Origin of the sequence: Pantoea sp. NGS-ED-1003 (assembly GCF_000738765.1) — a bacterium.
Classification (GTDB): domain Bacteria; phylum Pseudomonadota; class Gammaproteobacteria; order Enterobacterales; family Enterobacteriaceae; genus Pantoea; species Pantoea septica.
The window spans coordinates 84,406-107,852 of sequence record NZ_JPQA01000001.1 but is presented as its reverse complement, the minus strand read 5'-3'; the positions used below and the strand labels follow the sequence as shown (position 1 = coordinate 107,852).

The 23,447-nt window shown below is 57.9% G+C and carries 20 protein-coding genes, 2 tRNA genes and 2 other RNA genes; 16 read left to right on the top strand and 8 right to left on the bottom strand.

The annotated features are described in order from the left end of the window. The first annotated feature begins 134 nt into the window (after positions 1-134). From JS46_RS00525 to xthA, 5 genes are all read left to right on the top strand, one after another. Positions 135-219, top strand: a tRNA-Tyr gene (locus JS46_RS00525). A gap of 45 nt (positions 220-264) precedes the next feature. Continuing rightward, positions 265-349, top strand: a tRNA-Tyr gene (locus tag JS46_RS00520). 42 nt (positions 350-391) lie between these two features. Beyond that, a non-coding RNA gene (locus JS46_RS23145) (RtT sRNA) lies at positions 392-519 on the top strand. Positions 520-561: 42 nt separating this feature from the next. Further along, positions 562-689, top strand: a non-coding RNA gene (locus JS46_RS23140) — RtT sRNA. 130 nt (positions 690-819) lie between these two features. Then, complete coding sequence (xthA, locus tag JS46_RS00515; protein WP_033746701.1) at positions 820-1,626, top strand: exodeoxyribonuclease III; 807 nt, start codon at positions 820-822, stop codon at positions 1,624-1,626. A gap of 29 nt (positions 1,627-1,655) precedes the next feature. Here xthA and JS46_RS00510 read toward each other — a convergent pair whose 3' ends face one another. The 3 genes from JS46_RS00510 to JS46_RS00500 form a co-directional block, all read right to left on the bottom strand. Further along, entirely contained in the window at positions 1,656-1,961 is a 306-nt protein-coding gene (locus tag JS46_RS00510; protein ID WP_033746699.1) for a YnjH family protein, read from the bottom strand. Beyond that, positions 1,961-3,880 (bottom strand): DNA topoisomerase III, encoded by a 1,920-nt coding sequence (locus tag JS46_RS00505; RefSeq protein WP_033746697.1) that lies wholly within the window; start codon positions 3,878-3,880, stop codon positions 1,961-1,963. Before JS46_RS00505 ends, JS46_RS00510 begins: the two co-directional genes overlap by 1 nt. 176 nt (positions 3,881-4,056) lie before the next feature. Continuing rightward, complete coding sequence (locus JS46_RS00500) at positions 4,057-4,608, bottom strand: NAD(P)H nitroreductase (protein WP_033746695.1); 552 nt, start codon at positions 4,606-4,608, stop codon at positions 4,057-4,059. A 172-nt stretch (positions 4,609-4,780) separates the two neighbouring features. On the opposite strand from JS46_RS00500, the gene sppA reads away from it, so the two are divergent. From sppA to pncA, 3 genes are all read left to right on the top strand, one after another. Next, positions 4,781-6,640, top strand: coding sequence for a signal peptide peptidase SppA (gene sppA / locus JS46_RS00495; RefSeq protein ID WP_033746693.1), 1,860 nt, complete (start codon positions 4,781-4,783; stop codon positions 6,638-6,640). Between the two features lie 84 nt (positions 6,641-6,724). Further along, a complete protein-coding gene (gene ansA / locus JS46_RS00490; RefSeq protein WP_033746690.1) occupies positions 6,725-7,738 on the top strand; it encodes an asparaginase in 1,014 nt (337 codons plus the stop codon). Positions 7,739-7,755: 17 nt separating this feature from the next. Beyond that, positions 7,756-8,364, top strand: a complete 609-nt coding sequence (gene pncA, locus JS46_RS00485) for a bifunctional nicotinamidase/pyrazinamidase (RefSeq protein WP_033746687.1) — start codon at positions 7,756-7,758, stop codon at positions 8,362-8,364. Between the two features lie 38 nt (positions 8,365-8,402). Here the strand turns inward: pncA and JS46_RS00480 are convergent, their stop codons facing one another. After that, positions 8,403-8,684 carry a YeaC family protein gene (locus tag JS46_RS00480; RefSeq protein ID WP_033746684.1) on the bottom strand — a complete coding sequence of 94 codons (282 nt, stop codon included), beginning with the start codon at positions 8,682-8,684 and terminating at the stop codon, positions 8,403-8,405. A 3-nt stretch (positions 8,685-8,687) separates the two neighbouring features. Then, complete coding sequence (msrB, locus tag JS46_RS00475; RefSeq protein WP_033746681.1) at positions 8,688-9,098, bottom strand: peptide-methionine (R)-S-oxide reductase MsrB; 411 nt, start codon at positions 9,096-9,098, stop codon at positions 8,688-8,690. Between the two features lie 341 nt (positions 9,099-9,439). On the opposite strand from msrB, the gene gapA reads away from it, so the two are divergent. Further along, complete coding sequence (gene gapA, locus JS46_RS00470; protein ID WP_033746678.1) at positions 9,440-10,435, top strand: glyceraldehyde-3-phosphate dehydrogenase; 996 nt, start codon at positions 9,440-9,442, stop codon at positions 10,433-10,435. A gap of 75 nt (positions 10,436-10,510) precedes the next feature. After that, a complete protein-coding gene (locus JS46_RS00465; RefSeq protein WP_033746676.1) occupies positions 10,511-11,386 on the top strand; it encodes a D-hexose-6-phosphate mutarotase in 876 nt (291 codons plus the stop codon). Between the two features lie 146 nt (positions 11,387-11,532). Here the strand turns inward: JS46_RS00465 and JS46_RS00460 are convergent, their stop codons facing one another. Continuing rightward, complete coding sequence (locus JS46_RS00460; protein WP_033746674.1) at positions 11,533-12,384, bottom strand: aldo/keto reductase; 852 nt, start codon at positions 12,382-12,384, stop codon at positions 11,533-11,535. Positions 12,385-12,456: 72 nt separating this feature from the next. Further along, positions 12,457-13,206 (bottom strand): MipA/OmpV family protein, encoded by a 750-nt coding sequence (locus JS46_RS00455; RefSeq protein ID WP_033746672.1) that lies wholly within the window; start codon positions 13,204-13,206, stop codon positions 12,457-12,459. Positions 13,207-13,626: 420 nt separating this feature from the next. Here JS46_RS00455 and yeaG point away from each other — a divergent pair, with 420 nt between their 5' ends. The 6 genes from yeaG to JS46_RS00425 all read left to right on the top strand — a co-directional run bounded on the left by yeaG (position 13,627) and on the right by JS46_RS00425 (position 22,370). Continuing rightward, positions 13,627-15,561: a protein kinase YeaG gene (gene yeaG / locus JS46_RS00450; protein ID WP_033746670.1), complete on the top strand. Its 1,935-nt coding sequence runs from the start codon at positions 13,627-13,629 to the stop codon at positions 15,559-15,561. 90 nt (positions 15,562-15,651) lie between these two features. Next, positions 15,652-16,929: a YeaH/YhbH family protein gene (locus JS46_RS00445; protein ID WP_033746667.1), complete on the top strand. Its 1,278-nt coding sequence runs from the start codon at positions 15,652-15,654 to the stop codon at positions 16,927-16,929. A gap of 250 nt (positions 16,930-17,179) precedes the next feature. After that, positions 17,180-18,907: a potassium/proton antiporter gene (locus JS46_RS00440; protein ID WP_033746665.1), complete on the top strand. Its 1,728-nt coding sequence runs from the start codon at positions 17,180-17,182 to the stop codon at positions 18,905-18,907. A 75-nt stretch (positions 18,908-18,982) separates the two neighbouring features. Further along, entirely contained in the window at positions 18,983-19,216 is a 234-nt protein-coding gene (locus JS46_RS00435) for a DUF1480 family protein (RefSeq protein WP_033746662.1), read from the top strand. A 380-nt stretch (positions 19,217-19,596) separates the two neighbouring features. Then, complete coding sequence (gene wbaP / locus JS46_RS00430) at positions 19,597-21,063, top strand: undecaprenyl-phosphate galactose phosphotransferase WbaP (RefSeq protein ID WP_033746661.1); 1,467 nt, start codon at positions 19,597-19,599, stop codon at positions 21,061-21,063. A 113-nt stretch (positions 21,064-21,176) separates the two neighbouring features. Next, complete coding sequence (locus JS46_RS00425) at positions 21,177-22,370, top strand: multidrug effflux MFS transporter (protein ID WP_033746658.1); 1,194 nt, start codon at positions 21,177-21,179, stop codon at positions 22,368-22,370. On the opposite strand, the gene dadX is transcribed toward JS46_RS00425, so the two are convergent. Next, complete coding sequence (gene dadX / locus JS46_RS00420; protein WP_033746654.1) at positions 22,363-23,433, bottom strand: catabolic alanine racemase DadX; 1,071 nt, start codon at positions 23,431-23,433, stop codon at positions 22,363-22,365. The genes JS46_RS00425 and dadX overlap by 8 nt on opposite strands. Between the last annotated feature and the right edge of the window lie 14 nt (positions 23,434-23,447).

The following is a 23,447-nucleotide window of genomic DNA, read 5'->3' as shown; positions in this document are numbered from 1 at the left end:
GCTGAATTGTTTGTGAATTCAGCGCCACGGGCAAAAAGTGGGCAAACGGTTCACATTTTTCAGTTGGGCGCTTTACACGCTGACCGCATTTGGTATGATGCGCCCCGCTTTAAGGCACATTGATTCAGGCCAGTGGTGGGATTCCCGAGCGGCCAAAGGGAGCAGACTGTAAATCTGCCGTCACAGACTTCGAAGGTTCGAATCCTTCTCCCACCACCATCTGAATCGTTTCTTCGCCTTACCGGTCATTATCAGCATTTCCCAGGTGGGATTCCCGAGCGGCCAAAGGGAGCAGACTGTAAATCTGCCGTCACAGACTTCGAAGGTTCGAATCCTTCTCCCACCACCATCCTTGCATCTTCTCCCATATTAAATGCACTCTCCTGATTTTCCCGACACCTCGGGGAGAAGGATGAGAAGCTTCGACCGAAGGTTCGGGTCGAGCGCAGCGAGACAACGCGCACCGCGCGGCCCGCAGGGTGAGGCGCAACGCGCCGAATAATCCTTCTCCCACCACCATCCTTGAATACTCTCCCGTATCAAACGCACTCTCCTGATTCTCCCGACACTTCGAGGAGAAGGATGAGAAGCTTCGACCGAAGGTTCGGGTCGAGCGCAGCGAGACAACGCGCACCGCGCGGCCCGCAGGGTGAGGCGCAACGCGCCGAATAATCCTTCTCCCACCACCATCCTTGCATCTTCTCCCATATTAAATGCACTCTCCTGATTCTCCCGACAGGTACCGCACGCATCCCCATGACTTTTTGCTAAAAAATCGCTACCATCCGGCGCAACATTCTCAGCACACTGGTCCACGCCATGAAATTTGTTTCATTCAACATCAACGGGTTGCGCGCCCGTCCCCACCAGCTTGAAGCGCTCGTCGAACAGCATCAGCCTGACGTTATCGGCCTGCAGGAAACCAAAGTCCATGACGATATGTTTCCGCTCGAAGAGGTGGCAAAGCTCGGCTACAACGTCTTCTATCACGGCCAGAAAGGCCACTACGGCGTGGCGCTGATGACCAAAGTGCAGCCCGTTTCAGTACGTCGCGGCTTTCCCGGCGACGATGAAGAGGCGCAGCGCCGTCTGATTATGGCGGAGATCCCGAGTCCGATCGGTGATATCACGGTGATCAACGGCTATTTCCCGCAGGGCGAGAGCCGCGACCATCCGACTAAATTTCCGGCGAAAGAGAAGTTCTATCGCGATCTGCAAACCTATCTTGAACAGAGCCTGCTGGCGGATAAGCCCGTGCTGATTATGGGCGACATGAATATCAGCAGCACCGATCTCGACATCGGCATCGGCGAAGAGAGCCGCAAACGCTGGCTGCGCACCGGAAAATGCTCTTTCCTGCCGGAAGAGCGCGAATGGATGGAGCGCCTGCTGAAGTGGGGACTGGTGGACACCTTCCGCGAAAAAAATCCTGAGGTGAGCGATCGTTTCTCCTGGTTCGACTACCGCTCAAAGGGGTTCGACGACAATCGCGGGCTGCGCATCGATCTGCTGCTGGCCAGCCAGCCGCTGGCCGCCCGCTGCGTGGAGACGGGAATCGACTACGACATCCGCAGCATGGAAAAACCGTCCGACCACGCGCCGGTCTGGTCGACCTTCGAGTTGTAATACGACGGCGTGGCCGAATGCCACGCCGTTTACTTCACGATTTTCCAGATCAGCGGATTGGTGCCAAGCACCTTTTCGTCCCGGGCGCACTGCAGCAGCACCCCTTCCGATTTCACCACCGCGCCCTCGCTGTAGTTACGATTCTCGAAAATACAGCACTGCTGACAACTGGGCGCGCCGCTCTGATTTTGCGTCCAGACTTCAGGCGGCATATCCACCACCACATCCGCATTGCCGCCCGCGCTGTACTCCTGCTGATGCCCGTGCGAGGGACTGGCAGCGGCGCTGCCGCTCACCAGCGCCGCGATAAAGCATAAACCTGCGCTATAACGCATTATTCGCTCTCCTTCACTTTTCGTTTCGCCGTTCGTTTAGGACGTTTCTTCTGCCCTGAAGCGGGCAGTCCGCGAAAGGCCATCGCGCTGGGCTGCTGGCGCGCCTGATGGATCAGCTCGGTCAGCGTGCCGACCAGCGGCTGCATAAACTCCTCGTAGCGGCACGCCTTTTCGCTGATGCGCGTCAGGGTCGACTCCCACTGCGCCGTCATATCGGGACGCGCCGCCAGTTCCGGCAGCGAGTGGATCAGCGCTCGCCCTGCAGGCGTCGCGTTGATATAGCGCCCGTTTTTCACCAGGAACGCGCGGCGGAACAGCAGCTCGATAATCCCGGCGCGCGTGGCCTCCGTTCCTAAACCATCGGTCGCGCGCAGCACTTTCTTTAATTCTTTATCCTGCACAAAACGGGCGATACCGGTCATGGCGGAGAGCAGCGTCGCATCGGTAAACGGACGCGGCGGCTGCGTCTGCTTCGACAGCACCTCGCCCCGCTCGCACAGCAGTTGATCATCCTTCGCGACCACCGGCAGCGGCGTACCGTCGTTTTCCTCGTCGCGCTCTTTGCTACCCAGCAGCGCGCGCCAGCCCGCTTCGGCAAGAAAACGCGCTTTGGCGACAAATTTGCCGCCCGCGATATCCAGCTCGATAACGCATTTGCGGAAAATGGCGTCAGGACAGAACTGCATCAGATACTGTCGGGCAATCAGCGCGTAAACGTTCTGCTCGTTCTCCGTCAGCCGCACCGCGCTGGCGCGCGCGGTAGGGATAATGGCGTGGTGCGCGTCTACTTTTTTGTCATCCCAACAGCGGTTGCGGCGATCGGCGCTAAAGTCGTTCGGCGGCGACATGGCGCCCGCGTGCGTCTGAATCGCCTTCAGCACCGCATGGCGGCCGGCAAAGTGCTCTTCCGGCAGATAGCGGCAGTCGGAACGCGGATAGGTGATCAGCTTATGGGTTTCGTAGAGCTTCTGGCAGGTGTCCAGCACCGTTTGCGCGCTCAGTCCGTAGCGCTTCGCCGCCTCGATCTGCAGACTCGAGAGCGAGAAAGGCAGCGGCGCGCCCTCGCCTTCGCGCTTATCGTTGTAGCTGGTGACCAATGCAGGCTGGCCCGCGATGCGGGCGACCACATGATCCGCCAGCGCGCGATGCAGCAGTCGCCCTTCTTCATCCTGCCAGGGTTCGCAAGCATCGCTGGGCACCCAGCTGGCGATGAAGCGCTGCTGGTCCGGCGTGACAATATGGGCTTTGACTTCGAAATAATCTTTGGGGACGAAGTTTTCGATCTCTTCGTCGCGGCGCACCACCAGACCCAGCACCGGCGTCTGCACGCGACCCACCGACAGCACGCCGTCATAGCCCGCGTTGCGCCCCAGCAGCGTCCAGGCGCGCGTCATATTGATGCCATAAAGCCAGTCGGCGCGCGCGCGCGCCAGCGCCGAGACGCAGAGCGGAATAAATTCGCGGTTTTCGCGCAGGCGGCTGACCGCCCGCTGCACCGCCTGCGGGTTCAGGTCGTTGATCAGGCAGCGCTGAACCCGGCTGCGTTTTTCCGCCGGCAGCTGCAGATAGTCGAGCACTTCGTCCACCAGCAGCTGACCTTCGCGATCGGGGTCGCCCGCATGCACGACTTCGCTGGCCTGCTTCAGCAGCTTCTCAATGACTTTAAGCTGCTTCGCCACCGAGGGACGCGGCTGCAGCTGCCATTTTTGCGGGATGATCGGCAGGTCGGCCAGCGACCAGCGCGCGTAGCGGCTGTCGTAGCTGTCCGGCTGCGCCTGCTCCAGCAGGTGCCCGACGCACCAGGTGACGACCTGATCGTCGCCGCAGGCGATAAAACCCTCTCCGCGACGATGGGGCTGGGGCAACACATCGGCAATCGCGCGGCCAAGGCTCGGTTTTTCCGCAATAAACAAACGCATGAGTCAGCAAGATCCTTTACTTCAGGGTATGAGGGCCATTCGGCTAACGCGACAGAGGCGCAGCGCTATCTTAGACGTTTCCTGATACGGAGGTAAGCTCTGGCGGGTCACTTATGGATCGGTCGCGCAGGATCCGCGCAACCCGCTACGCTGCACGGAAAGAGAGATGGCGTCGGCTAGAAATAGCTGACGAAAGGCGCGGTGTCGGGATGAACCACGGTGGTGCTCGATTTTAGCTGCGGCGTGCCAAGATAGAGGAAACCGACGATAGCGTCCTGTTCGCGGCAGTTGAAGGCGCTGCGCACGCGCGCGTTGTCGGTCCAGGGGCCGCTGCGCCAGATACCGTTGAAGCCCTGCGCTGCTGCCGCCATCTGCATCGCCATTACCGCGCAGCCCGCCGACACCACCTGCTCCCAGCGCGGCACCTTGGGATGATCTTCGCAGTGGGCGACCACGGTAATGATCATCGGCGCGCGGAACGGCGAACGCGCCGCTTTATCGATCGCCTTCTCCTCCAGCTGCGCCTCGCGCGCCGCCTCTTCCAGCAGCGCGCTCAGCCGATCGCGCCCTTCATTCTCGACGATAACGAAGCGCCACGGCTGCAGCGACTTATGATCCGGCGCGCGCATGCCGGCGCGGATAATGTTCTGCAGGCTCTCGCCGGCGGGCGCCGGTTCGGTCAGCCGCGAGGCCGAGCGACGATTAATCAGTAATTCAAGTGCATCCATGATTTTCTCCTGATGTCATAACGCGTTGGCTAATCCTGGCACAGCCTGATCTTTTGTAACAGTCCGCCGCGATTTCCTGCTGACATTTTCCACGCCGCTCTTTAGGATGAGGGCGTCATGGAAGGCGGAGCCGCACGGCGACCGCTTTCCGCTAGCGAAAATGGAGAGTCTGATGCGCACATTGTGGCGAATTATTGCCGGTCTGTTCCGATGGACATGGCGAGTGCTGAATTTTATCAGGGAGTTTATTCTCAATCTGTTCCTGATCTTTTTAATCCTGGTCGGCGTCGGCATCTGGCTGCAGGTCAGCGGTTCCGGCAGCAGCTCGACGCCGGTGCAGCAAGGCGCGTTAAAAGTCGATCTTACCGGCGTGCTGGTAGATAAGCCTTCGGTCAGCAACAAGTTGAGCAAACTGGGTCGTCAGCTGCTGGGCGCAAGCAGCGATCGCCTGCAGGAGAACTCGCTGTTCGACGTGGTGGACGCCATCCGTCAGGCCAAAAGCGACAAAAACATCACCGGCATGGTGCTGGATCTGCGCGATTTCGCCGGCGGCGATCAGCCCTCTCTGCAATACGTCGGCAAAGCGCTGCGCGAATTCCGCGACAGCGGCAAGCCGATTTTTGCCTTGGGCGATAGCTATAGTCAGGCGCAGTACTATCTCGCCAGCTACGCCAGCAAAATCTATCTCTCGCCGCAGGGCACGGTCGATCTGCACGGTTTCGCCACCAACGGCCTCTACTATAAAACGCTGCTGGATAAGCTGAAGGTTAACTCCCACGTCTTCCGCGTCGGCACTTATAAATCGGCGGTCGAACCTTTCCTGCGCGACGATATGTCACAGGCGGCGCGCGACGCTGACAGCCGCTGGGTCGGTCAGTTGTGGCAGAACTACCTGAATACCGTAGCGGGCAACCGTCAGATTACGCCGGATCAGCTGTTCCCAGGGGCGGCGGCGGTGATCGCCGGACTTGAGGCGGTAAACGGCGATACCGCCAAATATGCGCTTAACAATAAGCTGGTGGATGTGCTGGACAGCCGCGCGGCGGCCGATCAGCAGTTGGTGAAAACCTTCGGCTGGGATAAAGCCAGCAACGACTACCACAGCGTCAGCATCTATGACTACAACGTGAAACAGCCGACCCAGCAGGATGGCAATATCGCGGTGGTCATGGCGAGCGGCGCGATTATGGACGGCGAGGAGACCCCCGGCAATGTCGGCGGCGACACCACCGCCGCGCAGATCCGCGATGCGCGCCTCGATCCCAAAATCAAGGCGATTATCCTGCGCGTCAACAGCCCTGGCGGCAGCGTTACGGCGTCCGAAGCGATCCGTGAAGAGCTGGCCGCCGCACATGCGGCCGGTAAGCCCGTCGTGGTTTCTATGGGCGGCATGGCGGCCTCAGGCGGCTACTGGATCTCAACGCCAGCGGACTACATCGTCGCCAGCCCGAGCACCCTGACCGGCTCCATCGGCATTTTCGGCGTCATCAATACGCTGGAGAACAGTCTGGACAGCATCGGCGTGCATACGGACGGCGTCGCCACCTCGCCACTGGCGGACGTGGCCTCCACCAAAGCATTGCCGACTGAAGTGCAGCAGCTGATGCAGCTGACGATTGAAAACGGCTACCGCAACTTCGTCGGTCTGGTCGCCGCTTCGCGCCATAAAACGCCGGAGCAAATCGACGCTATCGCGCAGGGCCACGTCTGGACCGGCAGCGACGCTAAAGCCAACGGCCTGGTAGACGCGCTGGGCGACTTTGACGATGCGGTGAAGAAAGCGGGCGAACTGGCTAAGGTCGCGAAGCCGCAGCTCACCTGGTATCAGGATCAGCCGGGCATGTTCGATATGCTGCTCAGCCAGGTCAACGCCTCGGCGCAGGCGGTGCTGCCGACCACGCTGAAAGCCTGGCTGCCCGCGCCGATGCTGGACGTAATGAGCGCCATGAAACAGCAGCCCGGTCTGCTGAATAACCTCAACGATCCGCAAAATCGCTATGCGTTCTGTCTGAACTGCGGCGAAGTGCGATGAAGCTCGCAGCCCGGTCCTCGATCGGGCTGCTTTTCCCCCGCTTTCCCCTTATACTGCGCGTTTTACGGCAAGTCTGAGTTTCTGATGCAAAAGAAAAACATTTATGTCGCCTATACCGGCGGCACTATCGGCATGCAGCGCTCCGCGCAGGGCTATATTCCGGTTTCAGGTCACCTGCAGCAACAGCTGGCGAATATGCCGGAGTTCCACCGCCCTGAGATGCCGGATTTCACTATTCATGAATACGATCCGCTGATCGACTCTTCCGATATGACGCCCGAAGACTGGCAGGCTATCGCGGAAGATATTCGACAAAATTATGATCGCTACGATGGATTTGTTATCCTGCATGGAACCGATACCATGGCCTTCACCGCTTCGGCGCTGTCGTTTATGCTGGAGAACCTGGCGAAGCCCGTTATCGTGACCGGTTCGCAGATCCCGCTGGCGGAGCTACGCTCCGACGGCCAGCAAAACCTGCTGAATGCGCTCTACGTGGCGGCGAACTATCCCGTGAATGAAGTCTCGCTGTTTTTCAACAACCAGCTCTATCGCGGCAACCGCACCACGAAAGCGCATGCGGACGGCTTTAACGCTTTTGCATCGCCGAACCTTTCCGCCCTGCTGGAGGCCGGCATCCATATTCGCCGGCTGAATACGCCGCCCGCGCCGCAAGGCCATGGACCGCTGAAGGTGCATACCATTACGCCGCAGCCTATCGGCGTCGTCACCATCTATCCAGGCATCTCGGCGGATGTGGTGCGCAACTTTTTACGCCAGCCGGTAAAAGCGCTGATCCTGCGCTCCTACGGCGTCGGCAACGCGCCGCAGAACGCCGAGTTTCTCGCCGAGCTGCAGCAGGCCAGCGAGCGCGGCATTGTAGTGGTTAACCTGACCCAGTGTATTTCCGGCAAGGTGAACATGGGCGGCTACGCCACCGGCAATGCTCTTGAGCATGCGGGCGTCATAAGCGGATTTGATTTAACGGTGGAAGCCGCGCTGACCAAGCTCCACTTTTTACTGAGTCAGTCGCTCTCCTGCGATGAGATCCGCGCCAGGATGCAGCAAAATTTGCGCGGTGAACTGACCGAAGACTAATTACGGAGCCACCTGTTATGAAGCAGGCCCTCATCATCATAGATATTCAAAACGATTTTTGTCCCGGCGGCCCCATGGCCGTGCATGAAGGCGATATGACCGTGCCGGTCGCCAACCGCTATGCGCGCGAATTCCGCGCCCGCGGCGAGTGCGTGCTGGCGCTGCAGGACTGGCATCCGGCTAACCACGGCAGCTTCGCCTCGGTATCCGGCGAACCGGTCTACACGCTGGGCGAACTCAACGGGCTGGCGCAAATCTGGTGGCCGGATCACGGCATTCAGGGTTCCGCCGGCGCCGAGCTTCATCCCGGCCTCGATCGCAGCCTGATCGACGCGGTATTCCATAAGGGACAGGATGTCGACGTCGACAGCTACAGCGCCTTTTTCGACAACGGCCATCGGCGCAAAACCGAGCTGGACAGCTGGCTGCAGGCGCGCGGGATAACCCATCTTGTGATGCTGGGAATCGCCACGGACTACTGCGTGAAGTACAGCGTGCTGGACGCGCTGGAGCTGGGTTATCAGGTGACGGTGGTGAAGGAAGGCTGTCGCGGGGTGAATCTCAGCCCGGAAGACAGCGATATCGCGTTCGCCCAGATGAAGGCGCAGGGTGCGGTGCTGATTTAGCGCTATAGCGTAAGGCCGACGCAAGGTCGGCCTTATATTCAGTGCAGATTGATGCGCGTAATCTCTGCGTCGATACCGAACTCTTCTTTCAGCTCTCGCTTCGATTTTGTCACCATTTCGCCGCCCTTGCCGATGGTCATATGCTGCGGCGCCTCGTTATGGCGCGCCTGATAGAGCATCACCAGCTGCAGGCAGTTGTCACGCTGCTCCTGCGACAGCGCCACGCCGTCCGGCCATTTACCGGTTTCCACCGCCGTTGCCAGTCGTTCGTAGACCTCAGGCGTCATGGCGTCGACCATCGCCTCAAGCTGTTGTTTCATTCATCACCCCTGCTGTTCGTCGCCCTGCTCGTCGGTAAAGCTCAGCGACGCCGAGTTAACGCAGTAGCGTTCGCCGGTCGGCTGCGGCCCGTCCGGGAAGACGTGTCCCAGGTGCGCATCGCAGTTATTACAGCGAATTTCGATCCGATGCATGCCGTGAGAGTCATCCTCCAGATAGCGAATCGCGTCGTCGCCTACCGGCTGATAGAAACTCGGCCAGCCGCAGCCAGAGTCATACTTGGTTTCCGAGAGAAACAGCGGCGCGTTGCAGACCAGGCAGTGATAGATGCCTTCCTGTTTATTGTGCAGAAGCGCGCCGCTGAAAGGCGGTTCCGTGCCGCGCTGCTGGGTCACATAGCGCTGCATTTCAGACAATTGCGCAATTTTTGCTTCAGGTGCGGTTTCTTTAGCCATTTGAGTGGTTCCGGAGAGTGTCATTCTGAAAAAATCGTCTACTATTCTAACAAACGAATAACATTACCGGGGCTTTTTTCGTGCTTAGCGACCATACTTCCCTTTCGCAGCGTAGATTTGTGACCTCGATCACCTTTTGCTAGCGCTATCCCTTTATATTCAGCAATCGGGTTTCGGCATCATCTCAACACGCTTGTTGCGCAAGCGGTTGCGCATCAAATTATTCCTGTCGAACGGATTGACCTGTCGCAACTATTGACACGATTCCGCTTGACGCCTGGTAAGGTTTTTGTAATTTTACAGCCAACCTTTTATTCACTAACAAATAGCTGGTGGAATATATGACTATCAAAGTAGGTATCAACGGTTTTGGTCGTATCGGCCGTATCGTTTTCCGTGCTGCTCAGCAGCGTTCTGACATCGAAATCGTTGCGATCAACGACCTGTTAGACGCGGACTACATGGCTTACATGCTGAAGTACGACTCAACGCACGGCCGCTTCGACGGTACCGTTGAAGTACAGGACGGCGCGCTGATCGTTAACGGCAAAAAAATCCGCGTTACCTCTGAGAGAGACCCGGCTAACCTGAAGTGGGACGAAGCAGGCGTTGACGTTGTTGCTGAAGCTACCGGCATCTTCCTGACTGACGAAACCGCACGTAAACACATCACTGCCGGCGCGAAGAAAGTCGTGCTGACCGGTCCGTCTAAAGACGACACCCCGATGTTCGTTCGCGGCGCTAACTTCGACAAATATGCTGGCCAGGACATCGTTTCTAACGCTTCCTGCACCACCAACTGCCTGGCACCGCTGGCGAAAGTCATCAACGACAAATTCGGCATCGTCGAAGGTCTGATGACCACCGTTCACGCGACCACCGCCACGCAGAAAACCGTTGACGGCCCGTCTCACAAAGACTGGCGCGGCGGCCGCGGCGCATCTCAGAACATCATCCCGTCTTCTACTGGCGCAGCGAAAGCCGTGGGCAAAGTCCTGCCGGAGCTAAACGGTAAACTGACCGGTATGGCGTTCCGCGTACCGACTCCGAACGTTTCTGTTGTTGACCTGACCGTCCGTCTGGAAAAAGCGGCTTCTTACAAAGAAATTTGTGCAGCGATCAAAGCCGCTGCAGAAGGCGAGATGAAAGACGTGCTGGGCTACGTTGAAGACGACGTGGTTTCTACCGACTTCAACGGCGAAGTGCTGACTTCCGTGTTCGACGCTAAAGCTGGCATCGCGCTGAACGACAACTTCGTGAAACTGGTTTCCTGGTACGACAACGAAACCGGCTACTCAAACAAAGTTCTCGACCTGATCGCGCTGGTTGCTAAATAAGCAGACCGGTCACGACAGACAACAAGGGCGACTTCGGTCGCCCTTTTTTTTCGTAGCAACAGGAAGGATTCGGTTATGCAAGATAAAATTTTCTCGCTGCCCGTGGTGAAGCAGATCTCCCCTTACCTCTCGCAGCGTCAGCTGGGCGATCTGCCGGTGATTGTAGTAAGCCATCCTCAGGTGCGTGCTGCGATTACGCTTCAGGGCGCGCATCTGATCGCCTGGCAGCCGAGCGGAGAAAAGCCGGTTATCTGGCTGAGCGAAAAGTCGCTTTTTGCTGCTGGCAAAGCCATTCGCGGCGGCGTGCCCATCTGCTGGCCGTGGTTTGGGCCGGAAGGCGAACCGGCGCACGGTTTCGCCCGTAATCAGCCGTGGACGCTGTCGGCGCACGATGAGAACGAAGAGAGCGTAATGCTGACCTTCGTGCTGGAGAGTACGGCGCAGACGAAAAAATTATGGCCGCATGACTTTACCCTGTTCGCCCGTTTCCGCCTCGGCAAGCACTGCGAAATCGAGCTGGAAGCGCACGGGGACTTTACCGCGACCGGCGCGCTGCACAGCTATTTCCAGGTGGCCGATATCGCCGGCGTAGAGGTAAGCGGTCTGGGTTCGCACTTTATCGACAAGGTCGACAACAACAGCGAGCAAACCTCCAGCGGCAAACAGACCTATCCGGGCCGTATTGACCGCGTCTTCACCCAGCCGGAAGATTGCGCGCTGATTCAGGATAAACAGGGACAGCGCGTGATTGAGGTCTATCACCATCATCACAGCGACGTGGTGACCTGGAACCCAGGCGTTGAGCTGTCATGCAGCATGGCGGACATGGCCAACGACGGCTATAAAACCATGGTTTGCGTGGAGACGGCGCGCATCTCTAAACCGATGCGCAGCGCAGGCGAAAAACCGGCGCGGCTGGCGACCACCTTCCGTCTGCGGCAGAAAGCTTAAAAGAAGTCAGGCGGCTGCCTGATTGAGAAGTGAGTGACACGAAACGCAGAGCAATGCGTCCTGCGCCAGACGTGCGAGCGACTGGCGCACGCGCCGTGTCACTCGCGACCACGCCGCACCAGCAGAACGCTGGCATAGCTTTACTTTTAGACGACATCCAGCGCCATCTTGTGCTGCGGCGGCGGAAACGCCTGGTTGATTCGCGCCAGCTCATCGTCGCTCAGCCGGATCTGGAGCGCCGCGGCATTCTCTTTCACGTGCGCCTGCGAGCTCGCCTTAGGGATTGCCATCACGCCCTCTTTGCGGATAACCCACGCCAGCAGCAGCTGCGCGACGCTAATGCCCTTCTGTTGTGCAATCTCCACCAGCGTGGTGTCGGAAAAGAGCGCCTGTCGCAGCCTTCCGGCCTGCACCAGCGGGCAATAGGCCATGACCGGCATCTGACGCTGCTGGCAGGCGGGCAGCAGATCGAACTCGATGCCGCGCGACGCGAGATGATACAGCACCTGATTGGTGGCGCAGCGTGCGCCGCCAGGTTCTTCCAGCAGCTCCTGCAGATCGTCGACGTCAAAATTAGAGACGCCCCAGCGCAGGATTTTGCCCTGCTGCTGAAGGGTTTCCATTGCGCGAATAGTCTCTTCAAGCGGCACGTTGCCGCGCCAGTGCAGCAGATAGAGATCCAGTCGATCGGTATCGAGCCGCCGCAGGCTGCGCTCGCAGGCGTCGATAGCATCCATTTCGCCCGCGTTCCAGGGATAAACTTTCGAAACGAGAAACGCGCTGTCGCGTCGTCCGCGCAGCGCCTCGCCGACCACCTCTTCCGCGCCGCCGTCCGCATACATCTCGGCGGTGTCAATCAGCGTCAGGCCCGCATCGAGTCCCGCCTGTAGCGCGGCGACCTCTTCACGGCGTCGCGCGGCGTCTTCGCCCATATACCAGGTGCCCTGACCTATCGCGGGTAGTCGCGTGTGGTCATCAAAAGCGATCGCTTTGTCCATCCGTTTGCTCCTGCATCAAATCAGGGCACCCTTTTGGTGCCTGGTTAACAATTTGCCCCGCGACAGCGCCGATTAGAAGCTGTAGCTGATGCCGGTCCAGAGCGTGGTCTGTCCGCTCTTGTCGATCATCGGGCTGTCTTTAATCTCGCTGTCGAAGCGGGTATAGCGTCCCACCAGGCTGGCGTTCCACTGCGGCGTGATCTGATAGCTGGCGCTCAGCTCGACGTAGGGAGACCAGCTGTCGTCAGGCTGATAGCGGTCGATGCCGGTGCGCGCCGATTCATGGCTGGAGACGCCATAGTAGTAGCGGTTCTGATTGGCGCTGGTCCACATTGCGCCGACGCCTGGCGTCAGGCTGAAATCGCCGAAATCGAAGCGATAGAGGTAGGTCATATCCCAGATGATGCCGTTGCTGTTGTTAAGCACATCGCCCAGCAGCGCCGTGCGCAGGATGCCCCACTCCGCCATATGGTTATAGGTGGCGCCGCCCATGAGGGTCATACGGCGCTTATCAAGGCCTTTCATGTCGCCGAGATCGTTGTCATCCGGATCGTACTGCTGCGGCGAACCGAGCAGCGTCAGAGAGAGCTGATTTTGCGGATCTTTCCACAGGTAATAACCGCCCTGCAGAGAATGGAACCAGAAATTATCGCCCTCATAATTGATGACGGGAACCGGCAAATAACGATCCTGCCCGCCACGATAGGGAGACTGCGCGTAAATCACTGATGCGCCAAGCGACAAGGATTCAGCAGCAGCGGTATTAGCGAAAAAAAGAGCACAAATAATTGCGCCAGGCGCTTTAAGTTTGAATTGGTTCACAATTTATTTCTTCCATAAATATAAAAATCACTACGAAGTTTAACGATTTTTGCTCGCCGGTTTAACCATTATCTGAGGTGCTCTTTAACAGAGCGGCTGAAAGCGGCACATCTGCCGGATTCTACTCTCTTTTCCCTTTGGTTGACGCAAAGCTGGCTTTGCAACAATCTGACTTTGTTATTGATATATCGCCAAATAGTAAAATTATGCGGAGGAAATTTCCTAAATGCCTTCTACAGTTAAAAGTAAGCCGTGAGTCTTAGTACGAGCAGAGTGACCATAAGAAGTGTGTACCCCGATAACAATACATCAGGTTGGCATAAGGGTTGCTGTACTCAAATGAGAATATCTTCCGGGAGCTGCATGAGCCTTTAATTACGCTCCTTTACCTGTGCTAAAAACGAAAGGACGGGCATCGCTATGAATATATTCGATCACTATCGTCAGCGTTATGAAGCTGCCAAGGACGAAGAGTTCACACTGCAGGAATTTCTTGCCATCTGTAAGCAGGATCGCAGTGCATACGCCAACGCCGCAGAGCGACTGTTAATGGCTATAGGTGAGCCAGTAATGGTCGATACTGCCCAGGAGCCACGCCTTTCCAGAATATTCTCCAACCGTGTGATTGGCCGCTACCCGGCCTTCGAAGAGTTCTATGGCATGGAAGAGGCCATAGAGCAGATCGTTTCCTATCTGAAACATGCCGCGCAGGGTCTGGAGGAGAGAAAACAGATCCTGTACCTGCTGGGGCCGGTCGGCGGCGGTAAATCCTCGCTGGCAGAGCGTCTGAAAGCGCTGATGCAGCGCGTGCCTATCTATGTGTTGAGCGCCGACGGCGAACGCAGCCCGGTCAACGATCATCCGCTCTGCCTGTTCAATCCGCAGGAAGACGCCAACATTCTTGAAAAAGAGTACAACGTGCCGCGTCGCTACCTCGGCACCATTATGTCGCCCTGGGCGGCGAAACGGCTGCATGAATTCGGCGGCGATATCACCCGCTTCAAAGTAGTGAAAGTCTGGCCGTCGATTCTCGAACAGCTGGCGATCGCTAAAACCGAGCCTGGCGACGAGAATAACCAGGACATCTCCGCGCTGGTGGGTAAAGTCGATATCCGCAAGCTGGAGAATCATGCGCAAAACGATCCCGACGCCTACGGTTATTCCGGCGCGCTGTGCCGTGCTAACCAGGGGATCATGGAATTCGTCGAGATGTTTAAAGCGCCGATTAAGGTGCTGCATCCCCTGCTGACCGCGACGCAGGAAGGGAACTACAACGGTACGGAGGGGATCTCGGCGCTGCCGTTCAACGGCATTATCCTGGCGCACTCCAACGAATCGGAATGGGTGACCTTCCGCAACAACAAAAACAACGAGGCGTTTCTTGACCGCGTCTACATCGTCAAGGTGCCTTACTGCCTGCGCGTTTCCGAAGAGATCAAAATCTACGAGAAACTGCTTAACCACAGCGAACTGGCAACCGCGCCCTGCGCGCCCGGCACGCTGGAAACCCTGGCCCGGTTCTCTATCCTGTCGCGCCTGAAAGAGCCGGAGAACTCCAGCATCTATTCGAAAATGCGCGTTTATGACGGCGAAAGCCTGAAGGATACCGACCCGAAAGCGAAATCCTGGCAGGAGTATCACGACTACTCCGGCGTTGACGAAGGCATGAACGGCCTCTCTACCCGCTTCGCGTTTAAAATCCTGTCGCGCGTGTTTAACTTCGATCACAACGAAGTGGCGGCGAACCCGGTGCACCTTTTCTATGTGCTGGAGCAGCAGATTGAGCGCGAGCAGTTCCCGCAGGATCAGGCAGAGAAGTATCTGGAGCACCTGAAAGGCTATCTGATCCCCAAATACGCTGAGTTTATCGGCAAGGAGATTCAGACCGCCTATCTGGAGTCCTACTCTGAATATGGCCAAAACATCTTTGACCGCTATGTGACCTACGCCGATTTCTGGATTCAGGATCAGGAGTACCGCGATCCCGATACCGGACAGCTGTTCGACCGCGAGTCGCTGAATGCGGAACTGGAAAAAATTGAGAAACCGGCCGGGATCAGCAACCCGAAAGATTTCCGCAACGAGATTGTAAACTTTGTGCTGCGCGCCCGCGCGCAGAATAACGGCCGCAATCCCAACTGGACCAGTTACGAGAAGCTGCGCACCGTGATCGAGAAAAAAATGTTCTCGAACACCGAGGAACTGCTGCCGGTTATCTCGTTCAATACCAAAACCTCCACGGATGAACAGAAGAAACATGACGATTTCGTCGAGCGCATGATGGAGAAAGGCTATACCCGCAAGCAGGTGCGTCTGCTGTGCGAATGGTATCTGCGCGTGCGTAAATCGTCCTAATCACAACGCGTAAGCACGTTGATGCGCTGGCATTAATACTCATAAGGTCGGGCCCCTGCCCGACCTGCTTACAACGTTTGGGGGAGTTTTATGGCCTACTTCATCGATCGGCGACTCAACGGCAAGAATAAAAGCGCAGTCAACAGACAGCGCTTTTTGCGCCGTTATAAGTCGCAAATCAAACAGTCTATCTCGGAGGCCATCAATAAGCGTTCGGTAACCGACGTTGAAAGTGGCGAGTCCGTTTCCATTCCAGTCGACGATATTAACGAACCGATTTTCCATCAGGGCCGCGGCGGCAGCCGTCATCGCGTCCATCCCGGCAACGACCACTTTGTGCAGAACGACCGTATCGAGCGGCCTCAGGGCGGCGGAGGTGGCGGAGGCAGCGGCCAGGGCAACGCCAGTCAGGATGGCGAAGGTCAGGATGAGTTCGTTTTCCAGATCTCTAAAGATGAGTATCTCGACCTGCTGTTCGAAGATCTGGCGCTGCCGAATCTGCGTAAAAACCAGCATCGCCAGCTGAATGAATATAAAACCCATCGCGCCGGTTTTACCTCTAATGGCGTGCCCGCCAATATTAGCGTGGTACGGTCGCTGCAAAATTCGCTGGCAAGACGCACCGCGATGACCGCAGGCAAGCGCCGCATGATGCATGAGCTGGAGGAGGCGCTGACGGCGATTGAGAAAGCGGAGCCGGCGCAGCTGCTGGAAGAGGAGCGCCTGCGCAAAGAGATTGCTGAACTACGCGCGCGTATCGAGCGCGTGCCCTTTATCGACACCTTTGACCTGCGCTATAAGAACTTTGAAAAACGGCCAGAGCCCTCCAGCCAGGCGGTAATGTTCTGCCTGATGGATGTCTCCGGCTCAATGGATCAGGCGACGAAGGATATGGCGAAGCGTTTCTATATTCTGCTTTACCTGTTCCTGAGCCGGACCTATAAAAACGTGGACGTGGTCTATATCCGCCACCATACGCAGGCGAAAGAGGTCGATGAGCAAGAGTTCTTCTATTCGCAGGAAACCGGCGGCACCATCGTCTCCAGCGCCCTGAAGCTGATGGATGAGGTGGTCAAAGAGCGCTACGATCCGTCGCAGTGGAACATCTATGCGGCCCAGGCGTCGGACGGCGATAACTGGGCGGACGATTCGCCGCTCTGCCACGAGATTCTGGCGAAGAACATTCTGCCGGTGGTGCGCTACTACAGCTATATTGAGATAACCCGGCGTGCGCACCAGACGCTGTGGCGCGAATATGAACATCTGCAGGCGATGTTCAATAATTTCGCCATCCAGCATATCCGCGAGCCGGAGGATATTTACCCGGTATTTCGCGAGCTGTTTCACAAACAGGCAGCGGAAGCCTGATGCTCTGAGCCGGTCGCTGACCGGCTTTTTTATTTAATCCCGCGAATACCTGCTAAAATACCCGCCATTAATCCTCTTGACGAACAAGGCCTTTTTTTTGCACATTAAGCCTTAGCTCAGACAGAAAAATCAATTCGTATAATTAGAGATTACGCGCTGACAACTTACTGATTACGCATCTTCTTTTTCAGATGGACGGCCATTCCCCGCACCAGCCTTCTTATCATTGTCGTAACCGCAGGAGAGCCCATTGAACCACAACATTGTCTACAGCCTTTTTATCATCGGTTCTGTGCTGGTTGCGTCAAGCATCTTACTCAGTTCTTTCTCTTCGCGGCTCGGCATCCCTATCCTTGTGATATTTCTGGCGTTAGGCATGCTGACCGGCGTCGACGGCATTGGCGGCATCGCCTTCGACAACTACCCCGCCGCCTATCTGATCTCCAACCTGGCGCTGGCGGTGATCCTGCTGGACGGGGGCATGCGCACCAAGGCCAGCTCGTTCAAGGTGGCGCTGGGACCGGCGCTCTCGCTGGCGACGGTCGGCGTGATGATCACCGCCGGGCTGACCGGTCTGGCGGCCGCGTGGCTGTTCCGGCTCGATTTAATGCAGGGCTTTCTGATCGGCGCCATCATCGGCTCCACCGATGCCGCGGCGGTCTTCTCGCTGCTGGGCGACAAAGGCCTGAACGAGCGCGTCAGCTCTACGCTGGAGATTGAGTCAGGCAGCAACGACCCTATGGCGGTGTTTTTAACTATTACTCTGATTGAGATGATCCAGAAAGGCGAAACCGGGCTCGACTGGATGTTCCTGGTGCATCTGGTGCAGCAGTTCGGTCTGGGTATCGTGCTGGGGCTGGGCGGCGGCTGGGCGCTGCAGCAGCTGATCAACCGCATTAGCCTGGCCACCGGCCTCTACCCGCTGCTGGCCCTGAGCGGCGGCATACTGGTGTTCGCGCTCACCACGATGCTGGAAGGCAGCGGCATTCTCGCGGTCTATCTCTGCGGTTTTCTGCTCGGCAACAGGCCGATCCGCAACCGTCACGGCATTCTGCAGACTTTTGACGGCATGGCCTGGCTCAGCCAGATCGGCATGTTTATCGTGCTTGGCCTGCTGGTGACGCCGTCCGATCTGTGGCATATCGCGGTGCCGGCGATGATCCTGTCGCTGTGGCTGATTCTGGTGGCGCGTCCGCTGTCGATTCTGGTGGGGCTGCTGCCTTTCCGCGGCTTTACCGGCCGTGAGCGCATCTTTATCAGCTGGGTCGGCCTGCGCGGCGCGGTGCCGATTATTCTTGCGGTCTTTCCGATGATGGCGGGTCTGGAGAATGCCTCGCTCTACTTTAATATCGCCTTCTTCGTGGTGCTGGTGTCGCTGATGCTGCAGGGCACGTCGCTCGGCTTTGCGGCAAAGAAAGCGCGCGTCGTGGTGCCGCCCACGGCGTCGCCTATCAGCCGCGTCGGTCTGGATATTCACCCGGAAAATCCCTGGGAGCAGTTCGTCTATCAGCTCAGCGCCGACAAATGGTGCGTCGGCGCGGCGCTGCGCGATCTGCAGATGCCGCGCGAAACCCGCATCGCCGCGCTGTTTCGCGACAATGCGCTGATGCACCCGAACGCGAATACCCGGCTGAAGGAAGGCGACGTGATCTGCGTTATCGGTCGCGAACGCGATCTGCCCGCGCTGGGCAAAATGTTCAGCCAGTCGCCACCCGTCTCGCTGGATCAGCGCTTTTTCGGCGACTTCATACTCGACGCCGAGGCACGCCTGCGCGACGTGGCGCAGATTTACGGGCTGGAGCTGGGCGAAGAGACCAACGACCTGCAGTCGCTTGGTCAGCTGGTAATGAGCATGCTTGGCGGCACGCCGGTGGTCGGCGATCACGTTGAGTGGAATCACATTACCTGGACGGTGGCGGAAAAAGAAGATAACCGCATCGTTAAAATTGGGGTGCGCGTCGCGGAAGAGCGAGAATAATCCGAGGCGCTGCGGCTCGATATTCCAGCAGAAACGGCTATGCTCATTATTTGGTCCAGCAAACGGGAGAGAGTTATGGGACACGTCGTTAAAATTGGTCGTTATGAGATTATTGATGCCGAGCTCGACAGCGATAATCTGCAGACCGTCACTATTCCCTGTCAAACCAATCCCGACCTGAGTTATCAACTCGACGGCTGGGACCATGACACCAGCGTGCCGGCCTGGATTGATGGCGAACCGGTGGATTTACAAATTGGGCATTACGATAAACAGCAAGACCAGTGGGTGTTAAAAAAACCTGCCTGACCGCACATTTTGCCGCCAGCCAATACGCCTGGCGGTAATTCCGAAAAAGTTGTCTGAAATATTTGGTTATTTCCCGCCCTTTCCTCGCTTTAAGCAATAAATTCAACAGGTTAGATATAAAAAACTTTAGGCAAAAAAAGGTTTTTAGGATTTGTTCCGTATTAACTCTGTCAAATATCTCCTGCATACTCTTAATCGCTGCTGCAGATTTTCGTGACAACAATCACGTAATTATTTTATCTCTTCACTGCAGCCTGTATGGCTCTAACGACTGTAATGAACTGAAAACAATTGTTTTGGTTTTTCGGTTGTCCACTCCTGAGCGCGTACTTGATTCTGGTCAGGCCATCTTTTACTTAAGAAAAAAGAGAGCAGGTGTTATGGCAAGTACACTGGTAATGAATGATGCGAGCCGCTCATGGAGCGGAACGCGAAAAAATATCATCGCAAAGCTGGCGTTAAGCTTTTCCGATTTGGTTGCCCTTAATCTGGCGCTGTTTTTATCCGCCGCCACTATTCAGGGAATCTGGGGCGACCTGGATGGATTTATTCCGCCTCATCAAATTGAATATCGTTTTATTGCGCAATTTGCGCTTTCCGTATTGTGCACCGCTTATTTCTGGATGCGCATGCGTCACTACACCTACCGCAAACCCTTTTGGTTTGAACTCAAAGAAGTGGTGAAAACGCTGTTCGTGTTTTCGCTGCTGGATCTGGCGCTGATCGCCTTTTCCAAGTGGGACTTTTCGCGCATGGTCTGGCTGTTTAGCTGGAGCTACGCGCTGCTGCTGCTGCCGCTGATGCGCGCCGCCGTCAAACGCGCCATTAACCGCGCCGGGCAGTGGCAAAAAGAGACCATTATTATCGGGTCGGGCAAAAACGCTATGGAAGCTTACGCGGCACTGCAGAGCGAAGAGATCCTCGGCTATAACGTGCAGGCATTTATCAGCACCGACGACGAAAATAATCCGCCGTCTGTTAACGGCGTGCCAGTTATCAAACAGCAGGACATTAACTGGCAGACCATTGACCGCGACAACGTGCAGTTTATCGTCGCCACCGAATTTGAACAGCAGGTGGTGCGCGACACCTGGCTGAAATTCCTGTCGAAAATGAACTGCCGCTCGATCTCCGTCATCCCGACGCTGCGCGGCGTACCGCTCTACGGCACCGATATGTCATTTATCTTCAGCCATGAAGTGATGATCCTGCGCGTCAGCAACAGCCTCGCCAAGCGCTCTTCGCGCTTCCTGAAGCGCGGCTTCGATATCGTGGTCGCCTCGCTGCTGCTGCTGTTCCTTGCACCGGTTTTCGGTCTGCTCTGCTATATGGTGAAACGCGACGGCGGCAACGCCATCTACGGTCATGAGCGTATCGGCCAGAACGGCGAGAAGTTTAAATGCCTGAAGTTCCGCTCAATGGTGACCAACTCGAAAGAGGTGCTGGAGCAACTGCTGGCCACCAGCGCAGAGGCGCGTGCCGAATGGGACAAAGACTTTAAGCTGAAAAAGGATCCGCGCATCACCAGCATCGGCGGCTTCCTGCGCAAAACCAGTCTTGATGAGCTGCCGCAGCTGTGGAACGTTATCCGCGGCGAGATGAGCCTGGTGGGTCCGCGCCCGGTTATCGAGGCGGAGCTGGAGCGCTATGCGGGCGATGTCGACTACTATCTGATGGCGAAACCGGGCATGACCGGCCTGTGGCAGGTCAGCGGCCGCAACGATATCGACTACGATACGCGCGTCTACTTCGACTCCTGGTATGTGAAGAACTGGGCGCTGTGGACCGATATCGCCATTCTGTTTAAAACCGCCGGCGTAGTGCTGCGCCGCGACGGCGCCTACTAAGCGCGCTCAGGATGCCCGCTTTACGGCGGGCATCCTATTTTCCGCTTTTCTTTTCGTCCTCAACTCATTACCCTTCCCGCTTGTTTTAACAAGATGTTCACCTTCTGGTTTTTATGCAAAAATTTACCCTGATGCTGTTAAGCCTGGTGCTGCTGGCGCCGCTGGGCATCGATCTCTATCTGCCAACCCTGCCTGATATCGCCGCCGGCCTGAATACGCCGGTCAGCCTGATCCAGACGACGATTCCGATCTTTCTGCTGGTGATGGGCTTAGGGCAGCTGGTGACCGGCCCGCTGGTGGATAACTACGGCCGCAAGCCGATCGCGCTGCTGGGCCTGGCGCTTTATGTGGCGGGCAGCGCGGTAGCGGCGACCGCCACCAGCTGGCCGATGTTTCTGTCGGCGCGCCTGATTCAGGGCTGCGCGGTCTGCTGTAGCGCCGTTGTCGCCTTTAGCGGCGTGCGCGACCGCCTGAGCGGCGACGACGCGGCGCGTGCCTACGGTTTTCTGAACGGCGCGCTGAATATCGTGCCGGCGCTGGCGCCCTTGCTGGGCGGCCTGCTCGCCAGCGCCTTCGACTGGCGCGCGCCCTTCTGGTTCCTGTGCGCCTACGGCCTGCTTATCGCGGTTATCGTGCTCGTCGGGCTGCCCGAAACGCGCCCCGCCAATACGCTGCGGGTAAAGGGACTGCCGCTGGCGCAGTATGGCGCTATTCTGCGTCAGCCGCGCTTTCTCGCCTTCGCTTTCGCCAACGCGGGCGCGCTCGGCATGGTGCTGACCTATGTTTCGCTGGCGCCGCACGTGCTGATGACGGAAGGCGGCCTGACGCCGCTGCAGTTTTCGTTCGCCTTTGGCGCCAACGGTTTCTGGATCATGCTGGTGAGCGCCTTCGTCAATAAAGCGATCCGTAAGGCGGGACGGCCGTTCTGTCTGGCGATGGGCTTCGTCACCATGCTGGCGGGCGCGCTGCTGCTGTTCGCCGGTATGCATTTGCTGCCGCAGGGCGCGCAGAGCCACTGGGCGCTCTATATGCTGCCGGTCGCCGTTTCGGTCGCGGGCCTGGCTTTTACCGTCGGCCCTGCCACCAGCTATGCGCTGGAGCCCTACCAGCAGCAGGCTGGCGTAGCGGCAGCGCTGCAGGGGTTTATTCAGATGGCGGGCGGCGCGGCGGGCAGCCTGCTGATTGTCATGCTGCCCGTGGCGGAAAAGAGCGCGCTGGCGCTGATGATGCTGGCGGGCGCAGCACTGGCGCTCATCGCCTGGCGCTGCAGTAAGAAGATGCGCGGTTCGCTGACCGCGCTTAAATAACCCTGACCGGCACGCGCGGCGCCAGCGCGCACATCAGCTCATAGCCGACCGTGCCGGCCGCTTTCGCCACCTGATCGATTTTCACCTGCTCGCCCCACAGCTCGACCGTTGAACCAATGCCTGCCTGCGGACATGGCGTCAGGTCAACGGTGATCATATCCATCGAGATCGCGCCGACCACCTGAGTCATTACGCCATCCACGCAGACCGGCGTGCCGTTGGGCGCGTGACGCGGATAGCCGTCGGCATAGCCGCACGCCACCACGCCGATACGCTGCTCCTGCTGCGCATGGTAGCGATAGCCGTAGCCGACGCCGTCGCCGCGGCTTAGCTGCTGGATGCCGATGATTTCGCTGTTAAGCGTCATCACCGGCTTCAGGCCGGTGCTGGCGATATCCTGCCAGTCGCCGCTGGGCGACGCGCCGTAGAGAATGATACCGGGGCGCACCCAGTCGTAGTGCGCTTCAGGATGCCAGAGCGTGCAGGCGGAATTGGAGAGCGAACGGGGAATCGCGAGCCCTTCGGCGGCGCGTTCAATGCGCTGCAACGGCGCGATCAGCCCTTCCGGGTTTTCCGCATCGGCAAAGTGCGCCATCAGCGTAATGTCGCCGACGTTTTCCAGCGCGCGCAGATTTTGCCAGGCGCCGTGCGCCTGCTCAGGCCGGAAGCCGAGACGGTTCATGCCGCTGTTGACCTTCAGATAGATATCCACCGGCGCGGAGAGTCGCGCTTCCGCCAGCGCTTTGATCTGCCAGTTGCTGTGCACGCTGGTGGTCAGGCGATAGCGATCGATCAGCTGCAGATCGTCGGCATGGAAAAAGCCCTCCAGCAGCAGGATCGGTTTACGCCAGCCGCTGTCGCGCAGCAGGATCGCCTCTTCCATATTCAGCAGGGCGAAGCCGTCGGTCTGCGCCAGGCTCTCCCAGACGCGGGCCAGCCCGTGGCCGTAAGCATTGGCTTTGACCACCGACCAGACGCGCGCATCGGGCGCCGCCTGGCGCACTATCGCCAGATTATGCCGCAGCGCCTGCTGATCGATGGTGGCGAAAACTGGACGTGACATACTCCCTCTCCCTG

Coding starts and splice junctions, on each gene's coding strand:
- xthA (WP_033746701.1), top strand. CDS start 820: ATGAAATTTGTTTCATTCAACATCAACGGGTTGCGCGCCCGTCCCCAC.
- JS46_RS00510 (WP_033746699.1), bottom strand. CDS start 1,961: ATGCGTTATAGCGCAGGTTTATGCTTTATCGCGGCGCTGGTGAGCGGC.
- JS46_RS00505 (WP_033746697.1), bottom strand. CDS start 3,880: ATGCGTTTGTTTATTGCGGAAAAACCGAGCCTTGGCCGCGCGATTGCC.
- JS46_RS00500 (WP_033746695.1), bottom strand. CDS start 4,608: ATGGATGCACTTGAATTACTGATTAATCGTCGCTCGGCCTCGCGGCTG.
- sppA (WP_033746693.1), top strand. CDS start 4,781: ATGCGCACATTGTGGCGAATTATTGCCGGTCTGTTCCGATGGACATGG.
- ansA (WP_033746690.1), top strand. CDS start 6,725: ATGCAAAAGAAAAACATTTATGTCGCCTATACCGGCGGCACTATCGGC.
- pncA (WP_033746687.1), top strand. CDS start 7,756: ATGAAGCAGGCCCTCATCATCATAGATATTCAAAACGATTTTTGTCCC.
- JS46_RS00480 (WP_033746684.1), bottom strand. CDS start 8,684: ATGAAACAACAGCTTGAGGCGATGGTCGACGCCATGACGCCTGAGGTC.
- msrB (WP_033746681.1), bottom strand. CDS start 9,098: ATGGCTAAAGAAACCGCACCTGAAGCAAAAATTGCGCAATTGTCTGAA.
- gapA (WP_033746678.1), top strand. CDS start 9,440: ATGACTATCAAAGTAGGTATCAACGGTTTTGGTCGTATCGGCCGTATC.
- JS46_RS00465 (WP_033746676.1), top strand. CDS start 10,511: ATGCAAGATAAAATTTTCTCGCTGCCCGTGGTGAAGCAGATCTCCCCT.
- JS46_RS00460 (WP_033746674.1), bottom strand. CDS start 12,384: ATGGACAAAGCGATCGCTTTTGATGACCACACGCGACTACCCGCGATA.
- yeaG (WP_033746670.1), top strand. CDS start 13,627: ATGAATATATTCGATCACTATCGTCAGCGTTATGAAGCTGCCAAGGAC.
- JS46_RS00445 (WP_033746667.1), top strand. CDS start 15,652: ATGGCCTACTTCATCGATCGGCGACTCAACGGCAAGAATAAAAGCGCA.
- JS46_RS00435 (WP_033746662.1), top strand. CDS start 18,983: ATGGGACACGTCGTTAAAATTGGTCGTTATGAGATTATTGATGCCGAG.
- wbaP (WP_033746661.1), top strand. CDS start 19,597: ATGGCAAGTACACTGGTAATGAATGATGCGAGCCGCTCATGGAGCGGA.
- JS46_RS00425 (WP_033746658.1), top strand. CDS start 21,177: ATGCAAAAATTTACCCTGATGCTGTTAAGCCTGGTGCTGCTGGCGCCG.
- dadX (WP_033746654.1), bottom strand. CDS start 23,433: ATGTCACGTCCAGTTTTCGCCACCATCGATCAGCAGGCGCTGCGGCAT.